The organism is [Limnothrix rosea] IAM M-220 (assembly GCF_001904615.1).
Taxonomy (GTDB): domain Bacteria; phylum Cyanobacteriota; class Cyanobacteriia; order Cyanobacteriales; family MRBY01; genus MRBY01.
Genome location: NZ_MRBY01000043.1, coordinates 1 through 22,282 on the forward strand (window position 1 = coordinate 1; position 22,282 = coordinate 22,282).

Genomic DNA, 22,282 nt, shown 5'->3' on the forward strand with positions numbered 1-22,282 from the left:
GCTCTCCCATTCACCGCGTCGTACTTCCGAGCATGCTTAAGCAAAACTCACGTTACAGTAAGTGTAGGCTGTTTTTTATTTATCCTTTCCTTACAAAAATAAAAAAACGAGGAAAGTAGAACTCTCCTCGCGCCAAGCATTCATGGTTATTACTTAAAACCTTAGCCGCCAGCTACCGCAGGTACGATACTAACTTCATCGCCATCACTTAAAGCAGTATCTACATTATCGAGGAAGCGGATATCTTCTTCGTTGACATAGATATTGAGGAAACGACGAGGCTTACCTTGGTCATCACAAAGACGAGCTTTGATACCAGGGCAGTTTGCTTCTAGGGAATCGAGCAATTCTTTAACAGAAGAACCATCACATTCAACGGTTGGTTGATCCTTCGTGAATTTTTGAAGAGGAGTGGGGATTAAAACTTTAACGGCCATTTCAAATAGGACAAACTTTAAATAGGTAAACAATAGAAAACTGGGCAAGAAAGAAAACACTCACCCAATTCAGAAAGGCAATTATACAGAAGTCTCTTGCCAATCTAGACGCTCAAGGGTACGCGCACGGTCGAGAGCTGCTTCGAAGGAGCTGAGGTTCGCATCGATGGTGTAAGGCTCACCAGCGGAGTTTTGTACTGCTTCCTGAGTCTTGAGACCGTTACCAGTGATGTACACAACAGTCTTTTCGTCAGGATTGATTTTGCCAGCTTCCACAAGCTTCTTGAGCACAGCGATTGTTGTACCACCAGCAGTTTCAGTGAAGATGCCCTCTGTTTCCGCGAGGAGCTTCATGCCTTCAACGATTTCTGCATCAGTTACATCTTCGATGTTGCCGTTAGTCTTGCGGGCAATTTCAAGGGCGTAGACACCGTCCGCAGGATTACCAATTGCAATGGACTTGGCAATCGTGTTGGGCTTCTGAGGCGTGATAAAGTCGCGACCTTCTTTAAAGGCTTGGGAAATCGGAGAACATCCTTCTGCCTGTGCACCGCTGAAGCGGACATCTTTGGCTTCTACCAGACCAGTTTCAACAAATTCATTAAAGCCTTTGTAAATCTTGCCGAAGAGAGAACCGGAAGCGAGAGGCGCAACGATATGGTCGGGGAGTTCCCAACCGAGTTGCTCAATTACTTCGTAACCGAGGGTCTTAGAACCTTCGGAGTAGTAAGGACGGAGGTTGATGTTCACGAAGCCCCAGCCTTTGGAGTTCGCGACTTCAGAGCAGAGACGGTTGACTTGGTCGTAGTTACCGTGAACTGCCATCAAAATGGGGTTGTAGATTAGCGTACCGAGGACTTTTCCTGATTCAAGATCGGAAGGGATAAAGACGCAACAGTCGAGACCAGCATGGGCGGCGATCGCCGCAGTGGAGTTGGCAAGGTTACCAGTACTTGCACAGGAAACGGTAGAAAAACCCAGCTCTTGGGCACGGGTTAGAGCAACGGATACCACACGATCTTTGAAGCTCAACGTGGGCATATTCACCGCATCGTTTTTGATGTAAAGCTCCTTGAGGCCGAGGCGACGCGCTAAACGGTTTGCTTTGAGCAGGGGAGTCATGCCTGTACCGACATCAATGGGCGTGTCAGTTTCAACGGGCAAAAATTCTTTGTAACGCCAAATGGAGTTAGGACCCGCTTCGATTGTTTCACGGCTAACTTTACTCTTGATTTTCTCGTAGTCGTACTTAACTTCGAGGGGGCCAAAACAAAACTCACAAACGTGCTTTGCTTCTGCTTCGTATTCCGCGCCACACTCTTTACAAGCGAGATTAGTGAAGTTCGCTGTGTCTAGGGTTTTGAGAGCGTCGTGATTAATAGGTGCCTGAACCATAATTTTTTCTCCGTTTCCATGAATGCTGAATGCTTGAAAGCAATAGTAATCAGTAAAAATCCCTACGTCAACTATACCCGATGAAAATAGTCGGGATTGGTTCTGTTCTTTGTGTTGTCGGCGATCGCCCGATGTTTGGGCAAACTTTTAAAGGGGAGTTAAAAAAGAAGTTTTACAATTGAGCTTGTGTTGTGGCGTTGCTTGGTGAAGTAGGAGACGTTTGGTGAATCAATTATTAAAAAATGGCTTAATTGGCGGTTTTATGACTGTTTTGGCGACATCGATAGCAACCCCGGCGATCGCCCAGAATGGTAAATCAACGTTTTACGATGCGGGCTGGGAACAGTCCGTCAGTCTGGCTCAGGAGCAAATTGAGTTGCTCACGGCAGTGGAAGAATCTCTCTACAGCACTAAAATCAGCTTTGTGCAGGGCAGTTATCGCAAACTGTTTTTCCATATCGGCAAGCTCGATACCTACCTAGAGCGATTTGGGACTAGCTCAACTCCAAACTGTACCGGACAAGAACTAGACGGCGCAGAACTCAACATCTATTGCACCCTATCCAACTCCCGCCCATTACTCTTTCAACTGCTGGCCGCAACAGAGCAACGCCAAAGCAAACTGGGGAATGCAGAATCTAGTGTGCTCAATCGTTCCGGTGGTGATCCTTTGCTATCCCCCAGCCTCACATCCCAAGAAGCATGGCAAAGTGAGCAGGATACCTTTGATGTGCTGGTGATCGAGGATGCCAAACCTGCCCAAAATCAAGGGGATATTACTCGTCCGGCGATCGCCCCTCTCCCCCAAACAATTCAGGCGATCGCCCATCAAAAAAACGCTCTATTAACATTAAATCCCAGTCTTCCCAGCAGTTTTACCCTGACAGAAGACACTACCTTTACAACCACCACCACACGCTACCAATACGTACCCGTCGCCCAAGAATATACATGGCATGCCGACTTTTTAGCACAGCCCAACACAGGCCTAACCCGCTTAATGCCGAGGGCTGCCTACGAAGAAAACTACCAAGCCAGCAGTCTCAAACCAGAATTACTAGAGAAATTTCCCTTTCCCACCTTAGGCGAAACAGCACCCTTCCCCAACTTGCCCCTGCTCGTTGAAGATGACATGCTTAAATTTGTCCCAGAATCTTTCAACATAGGATTAATTGTGGATCTCGGCGCAACAGACTTTGACAATATCCAAAATCTCGACATTGCCGTCCCCCTAACCGAGTACGAATCCCCCACAACCTTTGCAGCCCTACAACAGGAACAACGGCGCTTACTATTCCAAAAAGACCAGCGATCGCCAAGTACCGCACCAATACAACTCAATCACCTCTACCTAGTGCGCCTCATCCAATACGATTTTGCCGAAGAAATCCTCACAGGCGAACCCTTACCCCGCCATCGCTTTAAAGAATTAAACCTACTAGCTGACCCAGATAGCTATGACGTTTTAGTCGCCATTAAACCCGTAAAACAATGGCTCGACGGCGGCTACACATTACTCTGGCAAATCATTGACCAATCAGAAGCAACAGCCCTCGAAGACCTCGCCGACCACATAGCCGTTGATTCTCCAATACAACCTTGATACCCCAAAAAAAGGCGATCGCCCAGAGACAAACTGAAATACTTTGTAACAATGTGTATAAACTATTCACACAAAAGGGTTTAAAGCCTCCACATAGGCTTGTTAAACTGTAACCTAACCAAATACGACCAGTTATAGTGGTTGCACCGAGTCGGCGAATACCACTCACTGTTTTAATACGGACGCAATAAATTACAGATATGGTAAGTACTGTTAACAAACCCTCTGGAGCAGATGAGCTACGCCCCGGCGTTAAAGTTCCAGCAAAGGAAACAATCCTCACACCCCGCTTCTATACCACCGACTTCGACGAGATGGCAAAGATGGATTTGTCCGTCAACGAAGAAGAGATGGAAGCCATCATCGAAGAGTTCCGCGTAGACTACAACCGCCACCACTTTGTCCGTGACGAATCCTTTGATGTATCCTTTGACAGCATCGAAGGCAAAACGCGCGAACTATTTGTCGAGTTCCTAGAGCGCTCTTGTACTGCCGAATTCTCTGGTTTTCTTCTTTACAAGGAACTAGGTCGTCGTCTCAAAGACAAAAATCCCCTTTTGGCTGAAGGCTTCACCCTCATGTCCCGCGACGAAGCGCGCCATGCTGGATTCCTCAACAAAGCCATGACAGACTTCAATCTGTCCCTCGACCTTGGTTTTCTCACGAAGAGCCGCAGCTACACATTCTTTAAGCCGAAGTTCATTTTCTACGCAACTTACCTTTCTGAAAAGATTGGTTACTGGCGTTATATCAAAATTTATCGTCACCTCGAAAAGAATCCCCAGGATCAGATTTACCCCATCTTTAAGTTCTTTGAAAACTGGTGTCAGGACGAAAATCGTCACGGTGATTTTTTCGACGCTTTGATGAAGACCCAGCCCGGTATCCTTAACGACTGGAAAGCGCGTCTCTGGTGTCGTTTCTTCCTGCTTTCTGTATTTGCAACGATGTATCTCAACGATATTCAGCGTTCTGGCTTCTATGAGTCCCTCGGCCTCGATGCCCGTCAGTTTGATAAGGAAGTCATCTACGAGACAAATAATACTGCTGGTCGTGTCTTCCCCATTATTCTTGATGTGGAGAAGCCTGAGTTTTATGAGCGCCTTGAAACTTGTGTCAGTAACAATGAGAAATTGCGCGAGATTGCCTCTTCTGAAGCACCTGCACCTGTGAAGTTCCTCAAAAAGCTGCCTAAGTATGTTTCAAATGCAACGAATTTAATTAGCTTGTACTTCATGAAGCCTATTCGTGTTGATCAGCTTGAAGGTACAGTTCGCTAGATAGCGGTCTGGACTCAATTAAGTTTATTTTGTAAAAGTTTAAGATCTCCCCATAGCTATGGGGAGATTTTCTATTGGTGTGGTCATTGCGCCTAAGAAGTCATACCAAATGAGTTTGAAGACTCTATAAATGAAATCTTGAATCGCTTATAAAATAAGGATTTCGGTTTACTTATTTGTAGAGTCAAAGCCAGTAAGTTTAGGACTATAAAGTCGGGGCTTTTTCCACAGATTTTGTTTACTGCGCTAAATTTTTACAAATTCCCGGCCTTTGAACCCCAAGGCTTTTGTTCTAATCTTGCTAGTCTTGGCTAGGGCTCTAATTTTAAAAATTAGTATAAGTAAGACAAGCGAAATGAGTGCCCTAAAGATGATTGAATTCTAAGATGATGGTGATTTGTTAGAACAATTTACCGACAAAAATGGTGCTTGGAGTTATCTTATGGCCTCAGAGCAAACTAAAAATATTTGTGTACAACAAACAGGGCTGAGGGTAATGCGGGCTATCGTTTTGAGCGCCATCGTTAGTATCCGAACGTAATACGTCTGGCGATCGGCCGAATATCCATATGCCAAAAACCTTTATGGGGGCCTGCAATACCAATCCCTTTAATTTCAGGTACAGCTTTAACGGCGTTCAATAAACCTTGATAATTACCATTCATGGGACTGATATCAAGGGCGCGGGCGTATTTGTGCTGGGATCGCGATGCACCAATTCTGAGGTTGGGGGGGCGATAGGCACTCGTGATGCGAATGGGCGAGCCGAATTTTTGGCGCACTTTACCAAAGGCTTTCGCTGTGGCAATCATATTTTTCACAATTTGCTCTTCACTGCCGAACTGGTTTGTTGCCATGGGTAGTCGCGTAAAGCCTCTGGTCATTTCGCCCCATGTGATATTGCTATTGGGGACAATCATTTCGTTTTCGTAGATTAAACCAACGATGGGTAAAGTTCGTGATTTGCCTGTTTTTGTCCCAGCATTACCGCTGATGGGTAATTCAAGTCCCTGTTTTTGCTCGGAAATTTCGTGTTTGGGCATCAGCTCGTCTAGTGCTTCAATCGTGCTACCACCTAGGGCTTCTGGATAAGCTAAATAGCTTTCTTCTTTAAATTGTCGTAAAGCACCGATAGTCTTGGCTCCGACGATTCCATCTACGTCGCTTGGAGCAAGATAGCCGCCGTTTGCGAGTTTTGATTGCACCCATGTAATGATTTTGGGATCGCTGACATCTTTGAGAAGAATTGCTTTGGTAATTTGGGGAATATATTCTTGGGAGTTGGAAGATTTGGGGGAAAGTTTTTCTAGGGCATCAATGGTGCCAGCGCCGATCGCCTCAGGATAAGCGAGCAGCAGTTCTTCTTTAAATTCTCGTAAAGCGCTGATCGTCTTTGCTCCGGCGACACCGTCTATATCGCTTTGTTCTAAATATTTTCCGTCTGCGAGCCTTGCTTGAACCCATTTTACTGTGTCTATTTCTTGCACGTCTTTAAGTAAAATGGCCTTAGTAATTTGCGGTTTGTTCATGGCTTGACCTTTTTTTCGCTTTATTTTCTTGATAGTAGCGAACGAGTCAGACCACGGCGCATAACGTAAAGATAGTCAACGCAAAGTTGATACTTTTTTTATTGGTTCTTAATGGCGATCGCCACAGTTTTAGGGATCATGATTTTGCTGCTGTTTTAATTAGTGGTGAATTGTTCAAGTGGAAATGGCGTTCACTCTGTTCAACCGTAGAATGAGCTGAAATTAGGTTGAGGCTGGGACATCTAGATGGGTTTTTGAGTTTCTATATAAACGAAATGTTTTTGGTTAAGTGACAGATTCTAGTTTTCCATTGGAACCTCAATCTTTCTTGATTGAAAAAAACAGAAGATCTCCTTTTTGATTTTAATGGATACGACATTGATGGTTCAAAGAATCTAGGGTGAGTTATTCAATTTGCATGTCATGTCCTAAACAGTTTGAAGAGGGGCAAATACAGTGAGACCTTTAGGAATACAGGTGAATTCAATGGGGTTGGCTTCTAGGATTTCGCCGTCAACGACTAGGGGCTGTGCTGGATCGGTGGTAACTTTGACTTTTTTTGTGCGTAGACAAACGAGATTGTTGTCTTCAACTTGGTCTTGTTTTTTCTGATTATCTTGGGACTTGACAAGGGCAGAAGCTAATAATTTTAAAGACGAATTTAAACCTTGTAATAAATTACTTGAAACGGGAATTGTGACCTCTAGCAAACCATCGTCTGGAATAACGCGGCCAAAGCCTTGCGCCATAATTGATGTTGTGGGGGCTGCATTTGCTACGGTTACTGCTCCTGTTTTAACTTCTAAGATTTGGCCATCTAGTTCAATGGTTGCGTTGAAATCTTCTTGGGTGAAAAATTGCTGTGCTCCTGACAAAATATATGCCAGACTACCCAAGCGATTTTTGAGTTCGCGGTTGGCATTGGTGACCATCCCTGCTTCAAAGCCGACACCAGCTAATAAAACCATGGGGATATTGTTGCAATAGGCGGCATCAATCATACGTGTGTTGCCTGCTGCTATGGTTTCACAGGCTCGTTTTAAGTTGGTTGGTAAACCTAGTGCCACAGCAAAAGCATTGGCCGTCCCGCGCGGTATTATGCCTAAAGGAATGCCTGTCTCGATGGTCACGCCGGCGATCGCCGACACTGTGCCATCACCACCGGACGCAATAATGCAGCCCTGCTCATCTTCTGCTTGTAATGTCTGAATGGTGGCGATCGCCTCTTTTGCTTGGTCTACTGGATCAACCTCAGGCTTCGTAAAAATGACATGGAGATTCATTTGGGGTTCGAGAATTTTTAAAATTAAGGCCAAGTCCTGATCCGGGTTACCTTGTCCTGCCACTGGATTAAAAATGAGATATGCTTCCCGACGTTTGGCGATCGCCTGAATTGACAATTCTGCTGTCGTTAAATTTGTGGCTAGGGGAATATCGTAGAAATTACAAATTCGGAGCAAAGCCCGTTGATCCACATCATTAGGTTGGGGCGTAACAGCATCCATCAGAAAAATTACCCCTTCCACCTCGCCTGTAACCACACGAGCAGCAATCTGTAAAATGCCACCCTGTATGGCGCTCGCTAGACATGCAACCTTGAGATTCGTCGCCTCTTCAATGCGTTTGCCCGTGTCATAGGTCGCAATCAAGTCATAACGGGAAAAAACAGCTTCGTATTTCTTTGCCAGTTCAACAATCTCTGCTTTTTTGTTGTCATGGGCAATGAGCGCCACACATATCGACATGATTCTTGCCTCTAGATTCTATGATTTATGCCCAAAACCTTAAATTGATTAATACTCTAAAAGAACATTTTTTTGAGCATTTTCAAAGGATAAAGATAGGCATCCTGTTGAGAAGAAGGAATAGTAAAACCTTTGCGATCTAATGTCTTTTTTACCTGTTCAGTAATGTGTTCACGCACTGCACCATAATTGCTGCTGTCTACCCAGACATTCACATTAAATAAAACACCTCGCTCACCAAGCTCAGAGATGGAAATTTTGGGTGCTGGCTCAGATAAAATACGCCTTTCTTTACTAATTACCTCTGTGAAAATTTGTTTGGCTTGGTCGATATTATCTTCATAGCTAATCGTAAATATAAGCTCGACTCGGCGGGTTGTATTCGCCGTGAAATTAATAATATTATTGTTATAAACTTTGCCGTTGGGGATAATGATTTTTTTGTTATCAGAGGCATTTAATGTTGTTGTAAACAGAGAAATTTCTTCAACTTTTCCTGTGGCTCCACTAATTTCTACCACATCACCGACTTTAAATGGACGGAAAATAACTAACAAAAAACCGGAGGCAAAGTTACTGAGGGAGCCTTGTAATGCTAAACCAATAGCTAAACCCGCAGCACCAAGCACCGCCACAAAGGAGGTGGTAGAAATCCCTATTTGTTCGAGGACGGCGATCGCCACAATCGCGATAGAAGCAATGTAGACTAGGTTGCCGATAAATTGAGTAATGGTGGCATCAACCTTTGCCTTTGACATGAGTTTTCTGACAAAACCACGGATAACTTTAGCGAGGAGTAAGCCGACTGCCAAAATCACAACAGCAGTGACAAATCGGACACCAAAATTTATGCCAAGCTCAATGGCTTTATCCAAATATTTTTCCACAATGGTTAGCGCAAGATGAAATAGATGGCATAAGCATAGCGAAAAAAAGTAGTTATAAAAAAGTCTCCGCAGGTTAGAGATAGTGCGGAGACTGAATGTTTTTCTTTAGAAAATGTTGTGGTTAAGGGTCTAGAAATTGGTGTGGTTTGTATTCGCTTCTACCAAACGTTCAACCACTTCTGCCATGGGCAAAGCTCCTAATTCACCGGAGGCACGGGTACGAATGCTTAAGCTATTGGCTTCAACTTCCTTTGCGCCAGCGACTGCCATGACGGGAATTTTTTGCTTCTCGGCGTTACGAATGAGTTTACCGAGGCGATCGCCGGATGTATCAGCGACGGCACGAATCCCAAGGGCTTGGAGTGCTGCTGCTTTTTCTTTGGCATAGGGCAGGAAGTCATCGCCGACGGCAAGAATACGAACTTGCTCCGGTGCTAGCCACAATGGGAAATCTCCGGCATATTCTTCGATGAGAATGCCGATGAGACGTTCTAAAGATCCAAAGGGCGCACGGTGAATCATTACAGGACGTTGGCGATCGCCGCTTTCATTGACATATTCCAGCTCAAAGCGTTCGGGGAGATTGTAATCCACTTGAACTGTTCCTAATTGCCATTCCCGCTCCAGTACATCTTGGAAAATGAAGTCCAGCTTAGGGCCATAGAATGCCGCTTCCCCTTCCGCTTCAAAGTGCTCCATATCAAGATCTACCACCGCTTTACGGATGGCATTTTGCGCCTTTTCCCAAACCTCATCGGAACCAATATATTTGTCGGAGTTGGGATCGCGGAAACTCAAACGCGCCTTGAAATTTTTGAGCTGTAAACTCTTAAAGACCGTCAAAATCAGATCAACAACGTTAAAGAATTCTTTCTCAAGCTGATCAGGCGTAACGAAGAGGTGAGAGTCATCCACGGTAAAGCCGCGCACACGGGTTAAACCACCCAACTCACCGGATTGCTCATAGCGATAAACCGTACCGAATTCCGCCAAGCGCATCGGCAAATCACGGTAGGAACGTAACTGATCCTTATAAATCTGGATGTGGAAAGGACAGTTCATCGGCTTCATCACAAAGCCCTGTTCTGCCAATTTCGCTTCTTCGCTTTCCGCCATCATGGGGAACATATCTTCGCGATAGTTCTGCCAATGACCAGATGTTTTAAATAGATCAACCCGCGCAATGTGGGGAGTGACAACGCCTTGGTAGCCGCGCTTAGTCTGTTCGTCCTTTAGGAAATTTTCGAGGGTAGACCGAATCAAAGTTCCCTTGGGAGTCCAGAGGGGTAAACCAGGGCCAACGACATCAGAAAACAAAAATAAACCGAGGTCTTTACCTAATTTACGGTGATCCCGCTTGAGGGCCTCTTCCTTACGGCGTTTGTATTCTTTGAGCTGTTCTGGGGTTTCCCAAGCTGTGCCATAAATCCGCTGGAGCTGTTGATTATTTTCATCACCACGCCAGTAGGCTCCCGCTACCGATTCGAGGGCGATCGCCTTCGGATTTAGCTCACCAGTCGTTTCGACGTGGGGGCCAGCACAAAGATCCCACCACTTATCCTCCATGTGATAGAGCGTGATTGGTTCTTCGAGACCTTCAAGGATTTCGAGTTTGTAGGGTTCATTGATTTCCTTGATGCGCTTTTCTGCTTCCTCGCGAGAAACCTCTTCCCGCACAACTGCATACTTTTTCTTGATGATCTTCACCATCTCTTTTTTGATGGTTTTGAGATCTTTATCAGTGAAGGGTTCTTCTTTATCGAAGTCGTAATAAAAACCGTTTTCCGTCCAAGGACCAATGGTCACCTGTGCATCGGGGAAAATCTTTTGTACAGCCATGGCCATCACGTGGGATGCCGTGTGACGAATGCGCTTTAAATTCTCCGATTCACTGGTTTTCGGAAGTTTCATGGGTTCATGTTGATCACCATTCGCTTCAGCCATGCTCACTTTCTCTCCTTGGATATTTTCTTCTACAAAAGTTGTTCTGAACTTATCCATGGTATCCGTTCTGCGTTCTCTCTATCCATGGTTACGGTATTTTTCCTGAATTTCTCTGGCATTCGCTGGACTTCTCAAACAAGTAAGACTGATTGAAAAAGGTTTAATTGGGGATGGGACAAGATGGATAAACACGATTCAGCAGCAAATTATGGCATGCCAAGGTCATTTAGAAGCTTATGGGGAGCAGCGTTGGGAAGGTCGTATCGAATTCTGTTTTTTTGATACCGACCAAAATGAACTGGTTTTCCTCAAAAACGGCGATCGCCTCACAATCTATGCAGAAGATAATTCTGTCCTGTGGTCTGGCGAGATTCAGTTTGTACGATGAGGTTGGTTTGACCGACATCAATTAGACCTAGACATCGGGTCAGGTATTAAGCAAAAGACTGTTTCCTACAGCGATTGGATGGCATGGTTTTGGCACAAACCATCTTTCAAAGCTTTCTTAAAAACCAAAGAATAAATAATGGCGATCACCATTCAAAGTCTGACAGTGGTTCGTCAAAGTTATCGGCAATCCAAATAAGATCTTGATCAGACCCGAATAAAAGTGGGCGTTGTTTTACAAGGATCAGAGGCGAAATTTTGATCGACTCTTGATCATTTTTTTGATGATAATTTCTTCGCCAGTAAATGCTTTCTCTAAAAGTTCGGAAATTTGGGCGATCGCCTGTTTTAGTTGGATAGTTTCCATCGTTTTCTACTCCAGTTGGAAGCGATTGTTTTAATTTTAATTCGTAATTCTAATTATTTTTTGCTCCTCTATGATTAGGATTTACTCTGAAAGCCACCCGAATAATTCACCAATCGTTAAAGCTCGCCCATCCATAAAATCTGGCATTAACAGAGAATCATTTGATTGATCAAACACTGCCATTTCTTGGCGTGGTTGATAGACAAAGATAGTTCGTTCGTGAGAATCAATCAGCCAACCCATCTGAGTGCCATATTTGAGGCAATGCACAATATTTTTGGTGACTTTAGTTTGACTTTGGCTCGGCGATAAAATTTCAATTGTCCAATCAGGAGCCAGACTAAATATATTCGCAATTTCCCCATTTTTATCGCGGGGCAACTGTTCCCACCGAAAGACGGCAATATCTGGCACAACAGAGCGATCGCCAAAAGTACATCTCAGCTCTGGCAAAGCGCGGGCGATCCGTTGCCGTTTCACTGCCCCATTAATGAATGGCACTAGTTCACCTTGGAGCAGACTATGCCTGCCTTGGGGCATGGGTTTTTGGATAATTTGACCGTCGAGATATTCGCTAGCAGGCGTAGTTTCAGGTTGTTGCAAAAATTCAGTCAGGGTAAGCACTTTGCCGTGGATTTTCTGTGCCATACGTTCTCCCTTAAATCTCGATAGTGCGCAACGATGCCATTATTTTAGCGACTCCCAAAAGACAAGATTCCTGACAACAAATCAAGTTCGTTAATCTTCCCTCAGAAAACGTAATATCCTGCAAGGCGATCGCCTTGCAGGATCAAAGATGGCGACAAAGAATTGTAGAATAATCTTGAAAAAATCATCAGTCCCAAAACATAGAAATGGTAGTAGCAGACGCTCAGGAACAGGAATTCTCTCTGGATCAGTACCTCAAAGAAAAAAAGACCATTGTTGAAGCCGCCCTTGATCAGTCTGTGGTGATTGACGAGCCTGTCACTGTCTATGAGGCGATGCGCTATTCCCTACTAGCAGGTGGTAAGCGTTTACGACCCATCTTATGTTTAGCAGCCTGTGAGATGCTCGGTGGCACAGCGGAGATGGCAATGAATACAGCCTGTGCCTTGGAAATGATTCACACCATGTCGCTGATTCACGACGATTTACCCGCCATGGACAATGACGATTTGCGGCGCGGTAAACCCACAAACCATAAAGTTTACGGTGAAGATATTGCGATTTTGGCGGGAGATGGATTGCTGTCCTACGCCTTTGAATATGTGGCTCGCACCAAAAATGTCCCTGCGGAACGGTTGTTGCAGGTGGTGATTCGTCTCGGTCAAGCGGTCGGTGCAGAAGGCTTGGTTGGCGGTCAAGTGGTCGATCTTCAGTCAGAGGGAAAGACAGATATTACTGAGGAAACCCTTACCTTTATTCATACCCATAAAACTGGGGCATTGCTGGAAGTCTGTGTGACATCGGGCGCAATTTTAGCGGGTGCAACGGAGGCAGAAATTTTGAAGCTGCAAAAATATGCCCAAAATATTGGTCTCGCATTCCAGATTGTCGATGATATTCTTGATATCACCCAGACGGCAGAAGAGCTAGGGAAAACGGCGGGGAAAGACCTTGATGCCCAGAAGGCAACTTATCCGAGTATTTGGGGTTTAGAAAAGTCTAAAGCTGAAGCTCAACGGCTTACTGAGGAGGCGATCGCCTCCCTAGGGGAGTATGGTGAAGGAGCGGCTCCGCTAAAAGCCCTTGCTGAATACATTGTTAACCGCAAAAATTGAGCCTGACGACAGCCAAAGTATCATGCAAGAACTTAACTCGGTTTTCCACAACCAAATTTTAATTGTCGCACTGGTCGCCTGTGTCACTGCCCAGCTCCTCAAAGTCCCCATTGACCTAATTCGTCATCGAAGGGTTAATATTCGCTCGATGTTTAGTTCTGGTGGGATGCCCAGTGCCCACTCAGCCCTTGTGGGTGCTTTAGCGACTAGTGTGGGACAGGCCAAAGGTTGGGATACGTCGGAGTTTGCGATCGCCTGTTTATTTGCGGTGATTGTCATGTATGATGCCGCTGGAGTGCGTCAGGCTGCCGGAAAGCAAGCAAAAATCCTCAATCAAATTGTAGAGGATATGTTCCAAGAAAAAGAGTTCAGCGAAGAACGACTAAAAGAACTTTTAGGTCATACCCCCGTACAGGTGCTTGTGGGATTGTCCCTCGGTATTTCTATTGCCTTTATCGCCAGCACACGATTTGCATAACACAACAAAACGATCAAGTACTTTATTCAAAGCAGATTTTTTGCTTGTATTTTAGTAAGTTGCATATAGGGAAGTAGAATTGATGCCCCTAATTTTCACGCTATCTTCATTTTTTTGACCAACTTTTTGTTATGAAATATTCTGCGGCTTTGAGTTTTGCGGCGATCGCCACTTGCACCACGGTAGGTATCGCAGTAGCACACCAGCAACCCTCCACCTCTGTTTCCCCTCATCCATCAGCGAACTTCATTGCTCACCACCACCCTGCTGAGGTCATTACTCACCACCAACCAACAGAATCCCTTTCCCACCACCAACCGACAGAATCCTTTGCTCACCATAAACCAGATATAAGTGTTGCCCGCAACTCCACCATTAACTGGGACACCGCCCCAAACGACTTTAATTTACGCGGCAAATCTGGACAATATTTCAGCTTCAACTGCCCTCCCGGCAATGCGGATCAACCTGTATGGGGCACAGATATCTATACCGATGGCTCCTCTATTTGCGCTGCCGCTGTCCATGCAGGTCACCTAGATGCCCAGAGCGGCGGCAATATCACCCTAGAGCTCATGGGGTCGCAAAACTATTATGAAGGGAGCGATCGCCACGGCATTGAAACCAACAGTTATGGCTCTTGGAGTGGGAGTTTTCGCTTTGTGAAGGCTACCGAATAACCAATTTCACAACTCAACTCTCACAACTCGCTGATAAAACGCGCTGATAAAAAAATAAAAAAATCTTTCTCTTTCGTTATCTACTAGGGAGGAGGATTTTTTTTCTGCCAATAATGGCGGCGATTAGGAAAGAAACCATGGCAATACTTCTAGGGAATCAACGTGTATTCGGGTGAAAGAATTGCACCGAAAACCTTTAGAGAAACGGACTTATACTAATCTGGCTAGCCTTAACCATAACCGTTTTTTTACATAGTCAAAGTCATCAAGATTAAGACATTTGATAAATTTTGAAGCTTTATTCTATAAAGGTTGAATCTGTTAAACCCCTACTAATCTTGCCGACTACAGCTATAAACAACAATCAAAAAAAATAAAGCCCAACTTTACTAGAAAGTTAGGCAAAATTAGACCTAAATCATGATTTGGATTGACAACAATAAATTAGGATTGTTGAAACACACTGGCCGCAGCTTTAAGACCAGCACCCGCTTCAAAATCTGTATGACCAAGACTTTGTAATGTGGCTTCGAGCGCGGCGATCGCCGTGATGACATCCCGTTCATGGACAAAGCCAAGGTGACCGATGCGGAAAATTTTACCTTTGTAATCATCTTGACCACCCGCTAAAGCAATATCAAACTGCGATCGCATCGCCTTCCGAATATCCTCAGCACCAATGGGCGAAGGATCAACAGATGTCACAGCCTTACTGGCATTGCTATCCGGCGCAAAGGTTTTGAGACCAAGAGCTTTGATTGCGGCGCGAGTCGCTTCGGTGAGACGTGCGTGGCGGGCAAAGATATTTTCTAAGCCCTCTCGCTTCATCATTTGTAATGCTGTTTGTAAACCAAAAATCAGATTCACTGGCGGTGTAAAAGGCGTTGTATTCTTCGCGAGGCTCTTTTTCGCTGATTTTAAATCAAGGTAAAAACGAGGAATTTTGGCGTTTTCGTAGGCCGCCCAAGCTTTATCGCTGACGGAGACAAAACCCAAACCCGGTGGCAACATAAAGCCTTTTTGGGAGCCGGTAGCAACAACATCTAGACCCCATTCATCAACGGGGACATTGCAAGATCCCATGCTGGTGACAGAATCGACGATCATTAATGCGCCATGGTCTTTGACGTAACCGCTAATGGTTTCAAGGTCATTTAAAACACCTGTCGATGTTTCAGAGTGGGTGACCACAACACCTTTAATTTCTTTATTAGTATCCGCTGCTAATTTTGCTTTAAAGGCTTCTGGATCGAGAGCTTCTCCCCAAGGTGCTTCGATACGCTCGACATCCATGCCGTAGGTTTCGCAAATAATTGCCCAGCGATCGCCGAATTTACCATTAGTGCCGACAAGAACCTTATCACTAGAGTCGAGGAAATTAATTAAACCAGCTTCCATCGCGCCAGTACCACTAGCTGCGAGACAAAACACATCATTTTTCGTTTGGAAGAGCCACTGGAGATTTTCGGTTACCTCCGCCATAATTTCGCTAAAGGCTCCGCTGCGGTGACCGATGGGATGCTTTGCCATCGCCAAGAGGACGCTTTCCGGTACCGGTGTTGGCCCCGGAATCATCAACATATGTTTGTCTTCCATGGTTTATTTTTCCTCACATAAATTTTGTCTGAGAACGCCGCCACCCAATAGGGTTCGATGGTTTTGCAGAGCTAAATCCTATCCTATGGGATCGCCCAAATCAAGAATTGATTCTCCTCATAGACATTCACGAAGAGTAACATCCTGCCAAACAGAGGTCAGACAACGTTACAGATGGTTGCAAAGGATCACAAAACTCGAAAATTTATCACCTAAGACCTATCCTAAAATCATCATTTTTTAAATCAACTCACCACCATAAAAATTTAGCTTTCGCCATGAGTGATCAAGTCGTTAGAACGGAAACCACAGGTTATTTTGAGCGCATTAAAAACTCCATTATTGGTGTGTTCTTAGGCATTGTGCTGTTTTTGGCAGCCTTTGGTGTTTTGTACTGGAATGAGGGACGAGTTGATTTATCGAAGGTGGTAAAAAAGGCCACTGAAATTCCAGCCACAGGTGTGCCGACAGTCGATATTGGCGAATTTGTTTCCGTCACTGGCACTTTAGCCAGCCCTGAAACCCTTGGCGATAACCCCTATTTGAGTGCGGGCGATTATATCGCTCTGAGACGACGCTCAGAAATGTTTGCGTGGGTAGAAAATACCCAAACGGAAACGAAAAAAAATACAGGTGGCTCCGAAACAAAAACGACGACTTATTCCTATTCAAAGCAATGGGAGAGTAACCCTGCTAATTCTTCTGGTTTTGAGCGGCCTGCTGGTCATAAAAATCCAACTAAAACTATTGATGATGCTAGTTTGAAAGTGAGGACAGCCAATGTTGGTGATTTCAAATTAGATTTAGCGAATTTGTCTTATCCGATTTCAGACAACGTTAAGCTTTCGCCCCAAAATGTTTCGCCAGAGTATCAATCTCAGCAATCGGGTAACTATATTTTTCTCGGCACAGGGACGCTACAAGCTCCTAATGTTGGTGATATACGCCTTAGCTACAAGGCGCTACCTGGCAATATTCAAACTACGGTTTTTGGGGAATTTTCAGCGCCACAGAATCTATCACCCCACAAAATTCGCGGTATTTCTGTTTATCGTCTCCTAAAGGGAACCCGTGAACAGGCGATCGCCTCCCTTGCCTCCTCCCACAAAACAATGACTTGGATTTTACGCGGCGTAGGGTTTGGCATGATGTGGATTGGCCTAACCATGATGGTTGAACCCTTAAGTGTTGTGCTTGACTTTATTCCATTTATTGGCGGACTCAGCCGAAATGCGTCAGGATTTGTCGCGTTTATCCTTGCCGCAATTTTATCGAGCGCAACAATCCTCATTTCAATTGTTTTGCACAGCCCAATTATGATCTTTTTAGCCCTTGGACTCAGTGGCTTTGTTGCCTACCGTTGGACAAAACGCCGCAAAAATAAAACTGCCGACGCATCTGCTTAGACTGAGATTGTGAAGTTTTTAAGAGTGGCGATTATCAAAAATGATCGCCACTAGCTTTTTATATTTTATTTTTCATTAGGCTGATGAAAGTTACTGATCTGCATTCTCTAGGCTTTGACATTGCTGCTGTAAATAGTTGAAAATTTCTTTTTTTCCTATTCGCTTTCCTTTTTCTACTCCTAAGTTATGTATTGTTTCAAGAAAGTTCAGCAATTGAGGGATTTCTTCGGCATCAATGTCTCTGGGTAATGTTCCAATTTTTTTTGGGACTCCCTGATCCATCCACAACACTGAATAATCTTCGTCCTGCGGTGGAAAAGTCATAAATCGTCTTGAGCTGCTAAGAATAGGTTCCATAGTTTGTTTTATACAAAAATGTCTGTATAACACTACAGAACTCTGTGTGAGTATTCGGCGATCGCTGTGTACCTAACAACATGATCCCCGTCACAATATTGCATGATTTAATTTTAGATGGTTACTTTTATTCAGATAGCTTACCGAATCCCTTCGATTCAACTACCTGAAATGAAGCTATAAATTTAAACCGTGTCTTTTTTCATTTGAATTAGCTCGATTTTGTAGCCGTTAGGATCTTCAACAAAAGCAATCACTGTTGTGCCATGCTTCATCGGGCCGGGTTCGCGGGAGATTTTGCCACCGAGTTCGCGGATTTTTTCGCAAGTGCCATAAATATCATCAACGCCCAGAGCCACGTGACCAAAGCCATTGCCAAGGTCATAACTGTCGGTATCCCAGTTGTGGGTAAGTTCGATAACGGTATTGTCTTTCTCGTCGCCATAGCCCACAAAAGCAAGGGTGAATTTACCGCCGGGATAGTCCTTTTTGCGGAGCAGTTTCATGCCGAGGACATCGCAGTAAAAGTTGATCGATTCGTCGAGGTTTCCCACGCGAATCATGGTGTGTAGCATTTTCATGGTTTTGGGGTCTCTATAAAAATCTAGAAACTATTGTAAAGAGTCTGTCGGTTTAGTTCACGGAAAACCCTCGTTTACTTTCAGTTAGTTCACCTTGCTCCACTACAAAATTTACCTGATGTTCAGCGTTGCCTTGTTGAACTTTTAGGCTCCAGTTACCGGGTTTTATTTCTAGTTTTGGATGATTCGGCTCGGTGGGTTGCCAAGGCTGATTATTTAAAAACCACTGCACAGGTTGATTATTCATAGTCTGATATTGAATTTGCAATTCGTTTGTGTCTCCGGAAAAACTCAACAGCCGATCGCCATCATTAGGAAACAATATTTGCAAACCGCTTTGGGGCACATCGATGCGGGTTTGGGTGGCGAGCCAATCGTTATATTCGGCGGGTAAAGTGAGTTGGATTTCGCTGTTGATCTCTTGATAAAAATCGTCGGTATCGGTCTCATATTGAGCGAGATCTTCGGGATAAAAATATTCTTGGGCGATCGCCGGACATAGACCCGTGGATTTTTTGCCGGAGAGGGCACAAATAGGCTTTTTCACCATGTCAGTAGGTTCAGGGAAAGCACTAGGTTCTTGGTTTTTGTGGAGCTGCAACATAATTTCTCGCCACAACGGAGCTGCCCCCATCACCCCAGAAACGCCATTCATCGGCGACCCATCAAAATTACCGACCCAAACCGCCACCGTATATTTTTCTGTAAAGCCCACTGTCCACGTATCGCGATAATTGGAGGAAGTTCCAGTTTTCACTGCGGCAGGAAAGGGCAAATTTAACGCTGAATCTACCCCAAAGGCGATCGCCCGTGCCTGTTTATCACTGAGCATATCCGTAATAAGCTGCCAGCTAGAACTCTCATTCCCCCCTTCGACAAGGGGAGCTAGGGGGGATCTTTCTCCTTCCAACACACCTGTAATCTCTCCAAAATTTCCTTGATTGGCGATCGCCCGATACGCATTAGCCAACTCCAGTAAATTCACCTCGCCACTACCGAGGGTCAAACCTAAACCGTAATATTCGGGGTCTTGGTCGAGATGCCCAAAACCCAAATCCTGTAATCGCGTCAGAAAATTTGCCACGCCAACATCCTCCAACACCCGCACCGCCGGAATATTTAAGGAATTCGCCAACGCCAAGCGCACCCGCACAGGCCCCAAAAACGTTTCGCTGTAATCGGTGGGTTCGTAGAGTTTTTCGCCGGGAATCGCGTAATAGGTCGGGATATCAGCCAAAACCGTATTTGCTTGCATCGTTCGCTGCTCTAACGCCAGTTGATACAAAAAAGGTTTGAGGGTAGAACCCGGTTGCCGCAAAGCTTGTACACCATCATTTTGTCCCCCATTAGCTTGATCGAAATAATCCCGCGAACCCACGTAAGCCAAAATTTCTCCCGTTTCGTTATCGAGGGCGATCGCCGCCGCTTGGGTAACATCCCGTTGTCCTAAATTCAAAACCGTTTGTTGAACTTGCCCCGTCACAAATTTCTGTAACTCGCGTTCAAGGGACGTTTTAACGGTGGGATGGTCAGCAGAATCGAGTTGATCCGTTAACCAAAAAAGAAAATGAGGCGCAGCTTCAATGCCTTGGTGACGGGGTTGCAACGTTAGATTTTCCGCAAAGGCTTGATCGGCTTGAACTTGGGAAATATAGCCATCGACGACCATGCGATCCAGCACGTATTTTTGACGCACCTTGAGGTTTTCCCAATATTCGTAAGGGTTTAAATAAACAGGATTATTGGGCAATGAAGCCAACACCGCCGCCTGTGCCACACTCAAATCTGCCGCCGACACCCCAAAATAAATCCGCGCTGCCGCCTCTACGCCATAAATATTGCCGCCCATGGGCAGACGGTTGATATAAGCCGCCAAAATCTCATCATGGGTCATCCCCGCCGCTAATCGCCATGACAACCAAATTTCCTGTAACTTCGCCGGAATTGTCCAAGGGTTTGGCTCTAGCATCCGCGCCAATTGCATGGTTACCGTTGATGCACCGCTGACAATTTTTCGATGTTTGGCTGCTTGGAGCATGGCACGGGCGATCGCCTTTAGATCTAGCGCCCCATGGCCATAAAAATTCTTGTCTTCTGCCGAGAGGATTGCTTGTTTAAAATAGGGCGAAATTTCGTCAAGCTCAACAACCGACGTTTCCTCTTGATTTTCACTGAGGACTGTTCCCAACCGTAAACCGTGGCGATCATAAAACGTAAAGGCTTGATCCGTTTGGGCAATATCTGCGGCGCGCATCGGGACGAAATAGGGAGTCACTCGAATAGACAAGGCGATCGCCCCCATCACCCCCAGCACTTTCACCGGGAAAGGAGATTTCTGCCAAACTTGCCGACCCAACGAAAAAATTTGCCCCATTAAAAGCATGCCCTCGGACTTACTTCCCTTGTAGCGTTTAAAAAAGGGCGATCGCCAAAGAGCGTTAGATTTTGCAATGTTTTAACGTTCCGCCGGAGAACAAAAAACACCGAAGAACCTAGCTACCAAGCAGGTTTGAATTAAATTAAACTCCCCAGGCAAGATTCGAACTTGCGACCAATCGATTAACAGTCGACCGCTCTACCGCTGAGCTACTGAGGATTGGGGTCGTTGAAGTTGACGCTAACTCCAACGGTTATCTATCATAGCCATACTTCTGGGTTTTGACAAGACTTTTACGAAAAAGATTTCTAGGATGGGGATTTACGGCGTTTTTGAACCTTTCCCCGGCGGCTCTGGTCTAAAAAACTGTGCCATGACTAAGCGACCGGAGTAGGGGATGTCCCGTTTGTCTACGGAACAATTAGCCGCAGTCTCAGACGAGATTTTGGTGGATCACTGTCAAAAGGGCGATCGCCAAAGTTTTCAGATGCTCTATCGGCGCTATCAGAAAAAAGTGCGATCTACCCTCTACCAACTTTGTGGCGAAGCGGTACTAGATGACTTGGTGCAAGATGTATTTTTAAAGGCGTGGCAAGGTTTACCGAAGCTGAGAAATCCCCAGTATTTTTCAACTTGGCTCTACCGTATCTGTTGGAATGTGGCCACAGACCAACGGCGACGTTTTGCTAAACGACAAACTACGTCCATTGACATGTTACCAGAGTCATCATCCCAGTTTGCGGCAGCTGATTCCGGTGGTTTGGCAACGCTACATTATCAAGATTTAGTGCAGCAGGGTTTGCAAATGCTTAGTTTGGATCAGCGGGCTGTGTTGGTGCTTCATGATCTTAAAGATCTCCCCCAAAAAGAAGTGGCTGAAATTTTATCGGTACCAGTGGGTACGGTAAAGTCTCGTCTCCACCACGGTCGGCGATCGCTGCGTCAGTTTCTCGAATCCCAAGGAGTTCAATTATGAAATCCAACCATGATCAGTCTTTCGTTAATTTTCTCAAGCAGTATGAGCCTGTGCCGCCGCCGGCTGCCTCCCATGCTGAGGCTTCTCTCATGGCTTTAATTGCTGAAAAGTCCCCAAGCTCGCAATCTCGATCATCGGGTCGGGCGAAAGTGGTTTGGCTCATTCCCACGGCGATCGCCGCCGGGATGACCTTGGTATGGGGGCGTTACCAGTCCTATTTACAGACACCACAGATTGCCGACTATGACTGGCAACCACCGACATTGACAATGCTGCAACCAACGCTGCAACCATCGATGAACCAAACCCCTACCGAAGATTTTGCTACGTATTTAGAAACGGCTTGGAGTGATCCATTCCGCGGTACAGAGTCCTCTGAAACGTATTTAGGTTATGAAGAGTTAATGTCTGTGCCCTAGCTCTAACAAGTTTTTTCTGAATTGATGATTGCGATGTTGTCATTGCCCGGAATCAATCTGTTTTTTAATAGACGG

21 protein-coding genes and 1 tRNA gene are annotated in these 22,282 nt (G+C 45.2%); 9 read left to right on the plus strand and 13 right to left on the minus strand.

Annotated elements, in window-relative coordinates:
* Positions 1-161: 161 nt before the first annotated feature.
* Both NIES208_RS14490 and thrC read right to left on the minus strand, forming a co-directional pair.
* Positions 162-437 (minus strand): MoaD/ThiS family protein, encoded by a 276-nt coding sequence (locus NIES208_RS14490; RefSeq protein WP_075893725.1) that lies wholly within the window; start codon positions 435-437, stop codon positions 162-164.
* Positions 438-518: 81 nt separating this feature from the next.
* The gene (gene thrC, locus NIES208_RS14495; RefSeq protein ID WP_075893699.1) at positions 519-1,832 is read right to left on the minus strand and encodes a threonine synthase; all 1,314 of its coding nucleotides are present in this window, start codon (positions 1,830-1,832) and stop codon (positions 519-521) included.
* Positions 1,833-2,055: 223 nt separating this feature from the next.
* Between thrC and NIES208_RS14500 the strand changes: the two genes are divergently transcribed.
* Both NIES208_RS14500 and acsF read left to right on the plus strand, forming a co-directional pair.
* Complete coding sequence (locus NIES208_RS14500; RefSeq protein WP_075893700.1) at positions 2,056-3,435, plus strand: hypothetical protein; 1,380 nt, start codon at positions 2,056-2,058, stop codon at positions 3,433-3,435.
* Between the two features lie 200 nt (positions 3,436-3,635).
* On the plus strand, positions 3,636-4,715 hold the full coding sequence (gene acsF, locus NIES208_RS14505; RefSeq protein ID WP_075893701.1) for a magnesium-protoporphyrin IX monomethyl ester (oxidative) cyclase: 1,080 nt from the start codon (positions 3,636-3,638) through the stop codon (positions 4,713-4,715).
* A 524-nt stretch (positions 4,716-5,239) separates the two neighbouring features.
* Here acsF and NIES208_RS14510 read toward each other — a convergent pair.
* The 4 genes from NIES208_RS14510 to thrS all read right to left on the minus strand — a co-directional run bounded on the left by NIES208_RS14510 (position 5,240) and on the right by thrS (position 10,820).
* Entirely contained in the window at positions 5,240-6,244 is a 1,005-nt protein-coding gene (locus NIES208_RS14510; protein ID WP_075893702.1) for a D-Ala-D-Ala carboxypeptidase family metallohydrolase, read from the minus strand.
* Between the two features lie 428 nt (positions 6,245-6,672).
* Complete coding sequence (locus tag NIES208_RS14515) at positions 6,673-7,989, minus strand: methylglyoxal synthase (RefSeq protein WP_075893703.1); 1,317 nt, start codon at positions 7,987-7,989, stop codon at positions 6,673-6,675.
* Positions 7,990-8,045: 56 nt separating this feature from the next.
* Positions 8,046-8,876 (minus strand): mechanosensitive ion channel family protein, encoded by an 831-nt coding sequence (locus NIES208_RS14520; RefSeq protein WP_075893704.1) that lies wholly within the window; start codon positions 8,874-8,876, stop codon positions 8,046-8,048.
* Between the two features lie 129 nt (positions 8,877-9,005).
* The gene (gene thrS, locus NIES208_RS14525; protein WP_216349415.1) at positions 9,006-10,820 is read right to left on the minus strand and encodes a threonine--tRNA ligase; all 1,815 of its coding nucleotides are present in this window, start codon (positions 10,818-10,820) and stop codon (positions 9,006-9,008) included.
* Between the two features lie 208 nt (positions 10,821-11,028).
* On the opposite strand from thrS, the gene NIES208_RS14530 reads away from it, so the two are divergent.
* The gene (locus tag NIES208_RS14530) at positions 11,029-11,208 is read left to right on the plus strand and encodes a hypothetical protein (RefSeq protein WP_075893706.1); all 180 of its coding nucleotides are present in this window, start codon (positions 11,029-11,031) and stop codon (positions 11,206-11,208) included.
* Between the two features lie 243 nt (positions 11,209-11,451).
* Here NIES208_RS14530 and NIES208_RS19715 read toward each other — a convergent pair whose 3' ends face one another.
* Positions 11,452-11,574 carry a hypothetical protein gene (locus NIES208_RS19715; RefSeq protein ID WP_282956482.1) on the minus strand — a complete coding sequence of 41 codons (123 nt, stop codon included), beginning with the start codon at positions 11,572-11,574 and terminating at the stop codon, positions 11,452-11,454.
* 81 nt (positions 11,575-11,655) lie between these two features.
* The gene (locus tag NIES208_RS14540; RefSeq protein ID WP_075893707.1) at positions 11,656-12,222 is read right to left on the minus strand and encodes a Uma2 family endonuclease; all 567 of its coding nucleotides are present in this window, start codon (positions 12,220-12,222) and stop codon (positions 11,656-11,658) included.
* 206 nt (positions 12,223-12,428) lie between these two features.
* Between NIES208_RS14540 and crtE the strand changes: the two genes are divergently transcribed.
* The 3 genes from crtE (at position 12,429) to NIES208_RS14555 (ending at position 14,495) form a co-directional block, all read left to right on the plus strand.
* Positions 12,429-13,337 carry a geranylgeranyl pyrophosphate/diphosphate synthase/geranyltranstransferaseCrtE gene (crtE, locus tag NIES208_RS14545; RefSeq protein WP_075893708.1) on the plus strand — a complete coding sequence of 303 codons (909 nt, stop codon included), beginning with the start codon at positions 12,429-12,431 and terminating at the stop codon, positions 13,335-13,337.
* A gap of 22 nt (positions 13,338-13,359) precedes the next feature.
* On the plus strand, positions 13,360-13,815 hold the full coding sequence (locus NIES208_RS14550) for a divergent PAP2 family protein (protein ID WP_075893726.1): 456 nt from the start codon (positions 13,360-13,362) through the stop codon (positions 13,813-13,815).
* Between the two features lie 131 nt (positions 13,816-13,946).
* Entirely contained in the window at positions 13,947-14,495 is a 549-nt protein-coding gene (locus tag NIES208_RS14555) for an LCCL domain-containing protein (protein WP_075893709.1), read from the plus strand.
* 444 nt (positions 14,496-14,939) lie between these two features.
* On the opposite strand, the gene NIES208_RS14560 is transcribed toward NIES208_RS14555, so the two are convergent.
* Complete coding sequence (locus NIES208_RS14560) at positions 14,940-16,091, minus strand: pyridoxal-phosphate-dependent aminotransferase family protein (protein WP_075893710.1); 1,152 nt, start codon at positions 16,089-16,091, stop codon at positions 14,940-14,942.
* Between the two features lie 278 nt (positions 16,092-16,369).
* Between NIES208_RS14560 and NIES208_RS14565 the strand changes: the two genes are divergently transcribed.
* Positions 16,370-17,497, plus strand: coding sequence for a TMEM43 family protein (locus NIES208_RS14565; RefSeq protein ID WP_075893711.1), 1,128 nt, complete (start codon positions 16,370-16,372; stop codon positions 17,495-17,497).
* A gap of 90 nt (positions 17,498-17,587) precedes the next feature.
* On the opposite strand, the gene NIES208_RS14570 is transcribed toward NIES208_RS14565, so the two are convergent.
* The 4 genes from NIES208_RS14570 to NIES208_RS14585 all read right to left on the minus strand — a co-directional run bounded on the left by NIES208_RS14570 (position 17,588) and on the right by NIES208_RS14585 (position 21,031).
* Positions 17,588-17,821 carry a hypothetical protein gene (locus tag NIES208_RS14570; RefSeq protein WP_075893712.1) on the minus strand — a complete coding sequence of 78 codons (234 nt, stop codon included), beginning with the start codon at positions 17,819-17,821 and terminating at the stop codon, positions 17,588-17,590.
* A 218-nt stretch (positions 17,822-18,039) separates the two neighbouring features.
* Entirely contained in the window at positions 18,040-18,435 is a 396-nt protein-coding gene (gene gloA / locus NIES208_RS14575; protein WP_075893713.1) for a lactoylglutathione lyase, read from the minus strand.
* Between the two features lie 52 nt (positions 18,436-18,487).
* Positions 18,488-20,809 carry a penicillin-binding protein 1C gene (gene pbpC, locus NIES208_RS14580; RefSeq protein WP_075893727.1) on the minus strand — a complete coding sequence of 774 codons (2,322 nt, stop codon included), beginning with the start codon at positions 20,807-20,809 and terminating at the stop codon, positions 18,488-18,490.
* 150 nt (positions 20,810-20,959) lie between these two features.
* A tRNA-Asn gene (locus NIES208_RS14585) sits at positions 20,960-21,031 on the minus strand.
* Positions 21,032-21,209: 178 nt separating this feature from the next.
* On the opposite strand from NIES208_RS14585, the gene NIES208_RS14590 reads away from it, so the two are divergent.
* Together NIES208_RS14590 and NIES208_RS14595 are read left to right on the plus strand one after the other, a co-directional pair.
* Complete coding sequence (locus NIES208_RS14590) at positions 21,210-21,788, plus strand: sigma-70 family RNA polymerase sigma factor (protein WP_075893714.1); 579 nt, start codon at positions 21,210-21,212, stop codon at positions 21,786-21,788.
* The gene (locus NIES208_RS14595; protein WP_075893715.1) at positions 21,785-22,207 is read left to right on the plus strand and encodes a hypothetical protein; all 423 of its coding nucleotides are present in this window, start codon (positions 21,785-21,787) and stop codon (positions 22,205-22,207) included. The genes NIES208_RS14590 and NIES208_RS14595 overlap by 4 nt, the downstream gene beginning before the upstream one ends.
* Positions 22,208-22,282: the final 75 nt, after the last annotated feature.